Annotated in this window: 5 protein-coding genes and 1 pseudogene; 2 read left to right on the top strand and 4 right to left on the bottom strand. The window is 32.2% G+C overall.

The annotated features are described in order from the left end of the window. Positions 1-610: 610 nt before the first annotated feature. Positions 611-837, bottom strand: a pseudogene (locus HLX49_RS12720) (transposase); the annotation flags it as partial. 695 nt (positions 838-1,532) lie between these two features. Between HLX49_RS12720 and HLX49_RS12715 the strand changes: the two are divergent. After that, positions 1,533-2,618 carry a glycosyltransferase family 4 protein gene (locus tag HLX49_RS12715; protein WP_296362323.1) on the top strand — a complete coding sequence of 362 codons (1,086 nt, stop codon included), beginning with the start codon at positions 1,533-1,535 and terminating at the stop codon, positions 2,616-2,618. 48 nt (positions 2,619-2,666) lie between these two features. Here HLX49_RS12715 and HLX49_RS12710 read toward each other — a convergent pair whose 3' ends face one another. The 3 genes from HLX49_RS12710 to tagD form a co-directional block, all read right to left on the bottom strand. Beyond that, positions 2,667-3,635: an LCP family protein gene (locus tag HLX49_RS12710; RefSeq protein ID WP_101932829.1), complete on the bottom strand. Its 969-nt coding sequence runs from the start codon at positions 3,633-3,635 to the stop codon at positions 2,667-2,669. A 339-nt stretch (positions 3,636-3,974) separates the two neighbouring features. Then, complete coding sequence (locus tag HLX49_RS12705) at positions 3,975-5,168, bottom strand: CDP-glycerol glycerophosphotransferase family protein (RefSeq protein ID WP_101932828.1); 1,194 nt, start codon at positions 5,166-5,168, stop codon at positions 3,975-3,977. Next, a complete protein-coding gene (gene tagD / locus HLX49_RS12700) occupies positions 5,161-5,559 on the bottom strand; it encodes a glycerol-3-phosphate cytidylyltransferase (RefSeq protein WP_101932827.1) in 399 nt (132 codons plus the stop codon). Before tagD ends, HLX49_RS12705 begins: the two co-directional genes overlap by 8 nt. A 233-nt stretch (positions 5,560-5,792) precedes the next feature. Here tagD and HLX49_RS12695 point away from each other — a divergent pair, with 233 nt between their 5' ends. After that, positions 5,793-7,901, top strand: a complete 2,109-nt coding sequence (locus tag HLX49_RS12695; RefSeq protein WP_296362320.1) for a CDP-glycerol glycerophosphotransferase family protein — start codon at positions 5,793-5,795, stop codon at positions 7,899-7,901. The last annotated feature ends 104 nt before the right edge of the window (positions 7,902-8,005 follow it).

Below are 8,005 nucleotides of genomic sequence, written 5' to 3'. Positions count from 1 at the left end.
TGGAATTAAATTCTTCAAAAATTGTAATCAATAACTGCTATTTTATAAAAAACTTTCATCAAGGAATTAATATATAATTAGTCAGCTTTAATGACTTTAACTTGTTAAAGTAAGTATTAAATTATTCTATTATATCTTTTAGCTTAATTATACGAAAAAGGAATACGCATGTGTCCCATATTTTTGTGTAAATACCCTTTTAGTAGATGAGCCTGAGCCATAAATAATCAGACAAATCTCTTTAGCCACAGTTAACTGCTTGTCCTTGACCTTGTGTGTCTTCTTTATGAATCTCTGTGTTTGGCATAGGGGATCCTGCCAGTGAGAGCATAGAAGAGTGAGGTAGTAATTACTAACGTTTTATGATTTCTCAGTTTCTACATAAAAGAGGTTTTAGAATGTTTTCTTGTCACACGATTTCTAGAATATAACCATAAAGCATGCGACGCCATAATGCTTTGATAAGGCAAAGACTGAGTTCGTGATTATGTTATAAATACTAGAGAATTGCACTTATAACCTGTGATCCTTGACCTTGTTTATGGTTGTGGGTGTATTTAATGGCGGGTGCATAAAATATAGTCACACATTGTCATTTTACCTGAACGATTTTTAATTCGCACTTCTTAGCGATGTTACGAGTAACATGAACACAGCACACCTGATGCTTTGCTTTTGTATAGACACGGTGAATCGCATCTATCATACCATTTAAACCTAAGATGAAGAGTAGAATGTCTTCAACACCGCGGTTCCTCTATCATTTCTTCCCTATGTTTGACTTGTTGGTGCAATAGTGAAGTCTAATACTTCTTTTGTGCCAACTTCCGTAATACCATTTGACAAACCGTTGTAGTGTTACGTTGAAACGCTAATATGTAGCTAATCTTTGTTGTTGATACTCGCAGTTCTTATCCCATGGTATACGAAGTTATAGTTGCCGTATTCCCTCTTAAATGTACGTTCATAAAAGTCATTATTTACGAACGTCCTTTCGTTCATACCGATCATAATCCAGAAACAGAGTTAGTTCGTGCCTTAGTAACTAGCTTCTTCCAAATAACGACGAAAAACTTTCTCAATATCTTGTTTATTGCTAGTACTTCAAATTAAATCTGTAGTAAGATGGTTAATAAAAAAGTCCTCTTTTCTATGAATTTTGTTGACTATTTTTATTCTAGAAAGATGGTCTCCTTTTTCTATGAACAAGCTTAGTTGAAATTTCTATTTACACACAATATTTTACACTCTCTAATATGATTTGACTAGGCAAATTTCAAAATTAAAATACATAATCTCTATGTGGAAATATAAAAAGTTTTCTTCTATCATTTGTATGGGTAGATACCCAATAGGATAATTGATTTGTTCACATACAATTCCAGAAAAATGTTGACCTACTAATAAAGTAAAACAACAATTTTTATCTGCTTTTAGCCGGAGGAGGCGATTTATCGTTTTAAAAATAGTATTTAAATGAGTCTTATGATAAACTTATAATGAAGTTTACTTAAAAATAAGTAGGTGTACATATGTTCTACATCCAAGAATGGATAATCGCTTTTATTATTTCGATGTTAACAGCTCTTTTAGTAACACCACTAATAAAAAAACTAGCATTCTATTTAAAGGCTGTTGATAAACCTGATAACCATCGCAAGAATCATGAAGGAATCAAAGCGAGTTTAGGTGGGCTAGCAATCTTCATCGGAGCAGCTGCAGGTTTTTTATACTTACAACCAGAGCATCCGCAAATGAGTGCAATCATAATTGGTGCTGTGATTATGTTGCTTACTGGTTTCGTTGACGATATTTTTGAATTGAAACCGTATTATAAACTATTTGGGCAACTAACAGCAGCGATCGTTGTTGTATCTTCTGGATTAATTATCGAAAAATTAACAGTTCCTTTTTTGGGTACTGTTTATTTGGATGGTTGGGCTTATGTCATAACAATACTTTGGATTGTAGGAACGTCGAATGCGATTAACCTAATTGATGGATTAGATGGTCTAGCTGCTGGCGTTTCGGCAATTGGATTATCTAGCATTCTAGTAATGGCAATCATGGATTACCGAATTGTAGTCGCTTATCTATGTATTGTGTTAGTCGGTAGTTGTATAGGATTTCTTTACCACAATTTTTACCCTGCTAAAATATTTATGGGCGATACAGGAGCGCTCTTTCTGGGGTATGCAATAGCTATCGTATCGATGATGGGGTTGTTTAAAAATGTTGCGCTGTTTAGTTTTATTATCCCTATCATAGTAATTGCAATTCCTATCTTTGATACAACTTTAGCCATTATTAGAAGAATAATTAATCAACAAAGTATTGCAACAGCCGACAAACAGCATATTCACTATCAACTAATGAAAATGGGTTATAGTCATAAAACTACTGTGCTAATCATATATGCATTCAGTGCTTTTTTTGGATTGCTGGCAATTACTTTTAATAGTAGTACAATGCAAGCCTCTATGATTACACTCGTTATTGCTGTGATAGCAATGCAAGTAATAGCTGAATTGTCCGGGATGATATTACAAGGGAAACAGCCAATTTTAGGTAGTATGCGAAAAGTATTTGGAATGCATAAAACAAATCAAATAAAATAAAGAAAGCTCGTTTCATTTTTGTGAAACGAGCTTTTTATTTCTGCTAATTTAATTTGTAATTTCCAAGTGATCTTTTAAAGTTTGTTTTACTTCTTCTAAAGATTGTTGATCAACAATTTGGTAGCTTATTCCGTTAATTCTATCCGGTGTTGTTTCTAGTTGAATTTTATCTATTTTACTAACGCTAAAATCAGAATATTCTTTATAAAACGCAAGTCCTTCAGAGATTTTCATATTGGTCTCTACGTTCTTTCCAATTTCTTTTGCCAAATCATCGATTTTTGTAATAGTGCTTACAGACATTGCTTTATCAATGATACTTTTAATAACCTCTTGTTGCCTCTCGTTTCTTCCTATGTCCCCTTTAGGGTCTTCTTTCCTCATTCTAGCATAAGCTAGTGCATGGCGACCATCGAGTTCCATTTCACCCTCATAGAATTGTAGCTTTTCAGCAACTCTATCATCGCTATTTTGCTGAAAATCAAATGGTACATTAACAGTTATTCCGCCAAGGATATCAACAACATTCTTAAAAGCATCAAAGTTAACGGTGGCATAGTAATCTATAGGCACATCAAGAAAGTTTTCTACAGTGTCAATGGTCATTTCTTTACCACCAAAAGCGTGAGCATGTGTGATTTTATCTTCTACACCTTTGCCTACAATTTCAACTAATGTGTCTCTTGGAATGCTTAAAAGTTTAAGCCGTTCGTCATTAGGACTAAAAGTAGCAAGCATCAGGGTGTCCGTTCGACCATGATCTCCTTCTGTCGCGTAATCTTCTACTCCCATTAAGAGAATAGATACAGGGTCTTTACTAATAGATACAGCCTGATCACGTAAATCAGACTTATCTCTGCCTAAATCATCATAAGAATCGCTTGCAGCTTGAAGGGTTTGTATGGCCATGTAACCACCAAAACCTATTAATGTAAGGAACAATAGAATTATCACTAAAAGAAGTTTACGTGTGCGCTTCTTTTTCTTTTTTTTACGAACTAATATTCGTTCATTCATTATTAGTCTCCTTTAAAAAAGTTGGTGGCTCTAATTTATTATAAATAGTATTCAGTTAAATATCAAATGAATTTTGACAAGGGTACGACACAATGTAACAAAATTATTGGGGAAATAACAGATTACTCCCTTTTGTATATTTTCCAATTGGATTAAATTTATAGGTCAAACCTTTGAGGGGTTAAAAACATCTACTAAGTGAAGATTCACTAATAAATACATGAGAAAAAACCACATGAAATAATAGACAGATCATGTGGCTTATCCTTAAATTTGTTTGAAATAAATAGAAACTTTTGTCAGCACAGAAGTAAACGACTAAATAAAGCTAATATACGTTTACCCTGAAGCTTTTCTTCTTTGATCTATTGGTGTTTGTAAGTCAATAATAAATTTTGCCAATCGTTCACTAGAATTGCCTTTAGAGTACTGATTCCAAACATTGGCAAAGGATTTTATCTTTTCTTTATGAAAGGCCTCTTGTTTCATTACTGTAATTATTTCTTCCGTTGATTGAACTACCGGTCCAGGCATTTCGGTTTCATATTCATCAATTAATCCTCTTTCCTTTTTATAAGCCTCCAGATCATAAGCAAAGAATATCATTGGTTTTTCAAATAATGCATACTCAAAAGGAATAGAAGAATAATCCGTTATTAATAGATCTGTTATAGTAAGTAACTGATTTGTATTTGGATAATCCGATACGTCATACAAAAAAGTTTCAAATGCGCATTGTAGCTTATTCTTGATAGCAGGGTGCAATTTTATAAATAAAACGTACTCACTTGATAATTCTGTGTACATTTTTTTTAAGTCCATATTTATGTGAAAATTATTAAGCTGTCCCTCTCTGTAAGTGGGAGCGTATAAAATGATTTTACGATCCTTAATTTCTGGGTATTTCTGTTTGAAATAAAGAGACACCTGTTTTTTTTCTAAACGATTAAAAAGCAGATCTGTCCGAGGTACTCCTGTTCTTATTATCCTTTCATTTGTCACATCAAAGCTTTCACGAAAGGTAGACGCCATTTTTTCTGAGCCAACAACAATATAATGAAATTTCTTATATACTTTACGAAAGCGTCGATATGCTTTTTGACTTCTATTACGGATGGACGGGTCTTTTAAGCCAAAATTCTTTAAAGCACCGATAGCATGCCAGAGCTGAATACATGTAGTATCTGCTTTAAAATTCGTAACAGCTAAAAAACCAAAATAGTTATCTACTAAAATGGTTTTCGCTGTTGCTAGATGATAAATAGATTTTAAAAACAAAAGTGGACGCGACAAACTGAATAATAGGAGTTCATTATACGTGCCTTCTTTAAAGGGATACGTACAACTTCTGTCCTTTAATATAACAACTTTACTGTCCTCGGTTTGATTATTTAATGCTTGCACTGTGCAATGGATGTTGTCACCAAAAGATGCAACAGCTACAACCTTTTTTTGTAGAGGAAACAATCTGCATAAGCTGAAAATGATTCGAAAGATAAAAAGGTATATAGTTATGCTGAATTCTCTAACCATTATTAACTTTATTTAAATCTGTCTTTATTTTTGTAGTTGATATACCGACAGTTCTAGGGAGATAGACAACTTCACAATAATCTTTTAAAAAGTCAAATTGCCCTTTCCAATCATCGCCCATTACAAAAGTATCTACTTTATGGTTTTGAACATCATGGATTTTTTGTTCCCATGTATATTCAGGGATTACTTTGTCTACGTAGCGTATCGCCTCAAGAATTGCCTTTCGTTGTTCAAATGTATAATAAGCTTTTTTGCCTTTTAATGCATTAAATTCATCAGCAGATATAGCGACAATAAGATAATCGCCGTATTCTTTTGCTCTACGTAACAAGTTTATATGACCAACATGGAGTAAATCAAATGTTCCGTAAGTAATAATTTTTTTCATTTCGTCTCCTCCAAATATATAAATCACTATGTTTAATTTCCAAAATATCATATACTAGTATAATAACATATCTTTACACGAATTTAACACAGGGTTTACAATTTAATAATAAATTGAGTTAACACTAACATAATATTATTACGATCACAAGTAGTACAATACTTTAAATTAGTTTAAAATGATGAGAACTTGGTTTGTATATGTCCAGTCTTGTTTGGAAGGAGAGAGAAAGCGTGACAGCTTTATCAAATAGAAAAATTATGTCTTTATCCTTTAAGGACGATGTGTATATATGTGATATTGCAATAAAAAAAAGTTACTTGGTTGAATGTAGTAATTACTTTTTTGTATTGCAACACCGCAATGCCGAAGAAGAGGCTAAATTACCGTTTTTTATTAGAACAGAAACCACAGATTTTTATATTATTCATATAGAAATATCATTAATAAAATTTAAAGATTTTCTAACCGGGTCGGATATAACAGATTTTTCTATTGTTAGAGTGATAGATAATGAAGAAAAACGATCTAGAGTTAGAAGTAATTATGATTATATTGAATTTTTAAAAATCCCACTAACTGGTACGCATGTTCTATATCCAGCTACTACAAGAAAAGGAAACCTTAGTTTTTATTTTCGAGAAGCATTTTTATATTCCAAATTTGAAGAAGTAGAAATAACAAATGATGGAATTCTAAATGTGTTTGGGGTTTTTCAAAACATTGGGCTTATGGTTGGAAAGAATGCGAAATACATGCTTTTAATTACATCAAACATAAACAATGATGAAATTTATGTGCCTATAAAACTAACCACTTTGGCAGAAGATAAGTATGGAAATTATGTTTGGTATTCCAGCTTAAAACAAAATGGCTACTATGCTCAAGTTAATTTAAAGCAATATTTTTCATTAGGTAAGATGCAATATTTGAAATTCCACCTTTTGATGGAACATGAAGTGAATGAAGAAATTATGGCTGTGCAGAGTAACAGAATAAAAATTAACCATTTAAACAAGGTTTATCCTTTAAAAAGAAAATTTAAGTGTGGCAGATCTGTTGTCCAAGTAATTTGTAAACCTACAAAAAAATCGAAGTACTTTTCTTTAAGTATGGGAGAATATAGATTTTTTATAAGTTTCTTAAAAAGAGTAAAACAAAAGTGGATAAATATTAGAAGAAGTGGCAAATTGTTACAAATATACAAAAGTGCTTTTTATGTTTGCGGAAAGGTTTTACCTGTAGACAAGAACTTGGTTATATTTGAAAGCTTTCACGGAAAACAGTTTAGTGACAATCCAAGAGCCATTTATGAGTATATGAGGAAACATAATAGGAATTTAGATCTTGTATGGAGTGCGGACAGGAGGCATATCAATAATTTTGAGAATAAAGATATTAAATATGTCAGGCGATTCTCTGTAAAATGGTTATTGCAAATGGCTAGAGCAAACTACTGGATAACAAATGCAAGGTTGCCATTATGGATACCTAAACCTAAGCATACAATTTATTTACAGACATGGCATGGTACGCCTTTAAAACGTTTAGCTGCTGATATGGAAGAAGTGCATATGCCTGGTACGAATACAAGTAAATATAAAGAGAATTTCGCTAGAGAGGCAGGTAAGTGGGATTATCTTATTTCTCCTAACGCGTATTCAACGGAAATTTTTAAAAGAGCATTTTGTTATAATAAAGAAATAATAGAGTCTGGATACCCAAGAAATGATTATTTATATAACAATAATGATTTATCTGAAGCAGCTCGCTTGAAAAAGGGTTTAGAAATTGATGAGAATAAAAAGGTTATTTTATATGCTCCTACATGGAGAGATAATCAATTTTACAGAAAAGGAAAGTATAAATTTGATTTAGAGTTTGATTTAAAGAAGCTGAAGGAAGCGTTTGGTCATACGCATGTTATCGTGCTCAGACTACATTATTTAGTGTCAGAACAGATCGATATCAATGATTATAAAGGATTTGTTTACGATTTATCTAAACATGAAGATATAAGAGAGCTTTATTTAATTTCAGACCTATTAATAACGGATTATTCTTCCGTATTTTTTGATTACGCCAATTTGAAGCGACCTATGCTATTCTTTGTTTATGATATTGAAGAATATAGAGATACATTAAGGGGATTTTACTTTAACTTTGAAGAAAAAGCACCTGGACCATTAGTTAAAACAACGGATGAAATTATTTATGAGATTCAAAAACTAGAGCAAAATGGATTCAATCGAAATGAGAACTATCAAGAGTTTCTCGAAAGGTTTTGTTATTTGGAAGATGGTAACGCAACGAAGAGAGTGGTGCAAAAATTGTTTGAGTAGAAGACTTTGACTTTTATTTTCTTTATTTATATATCAGTGCCAAAAATAACCGTTGATAACAGAGTAGATACTTAGTATAATTTTATAGCTGAAAGCAGTACAAG

This window comes from Virgibacillus sp., from assembly GCF_013393565.1.
Lineage (GTDB): Bacteria > Bacillota > Bacilli > Bacillales > Amphibacillaceae > Virgibacillus > Virgibacillus dokdonensis.
Note: the sequence above shows the minus strand (reverse complement) of the source record. Positions and strands in the feature narration are given on the sequence as shown.

Excerpts from the sequence above, each read along its gene's own strand:
- HLX49_RS12715 (WP_296362323.1), top strand. The coding sequence starts at position 1,533 with ATGTTCTACATCCAAGAATGGATAATCGCTTTTATTATTTCGATGTTA.
- HLX49_RS12710 (WP_101932829.1), bottom strand. The coding sequence starts at position 3,635 with ATGAATGAACGAATATTAGTTCGTAAAAAAAAGAAAAAGAAGCGCACA.
- HLX49_RS12705 (WP_101932828.1), bottom strand. The coding sequence starts at position 5,168 with ATGGTTAGAGAATTCAGCATAACTATATACCTTTTTATCTTTCGAATC.
- tagD (WP_101932827.1), bottom strand. The coding sequence starts at position 5,559 with ATGAAAAAAATTATTACTTACGGAACATTTGATTTACTCCATGTTGGT.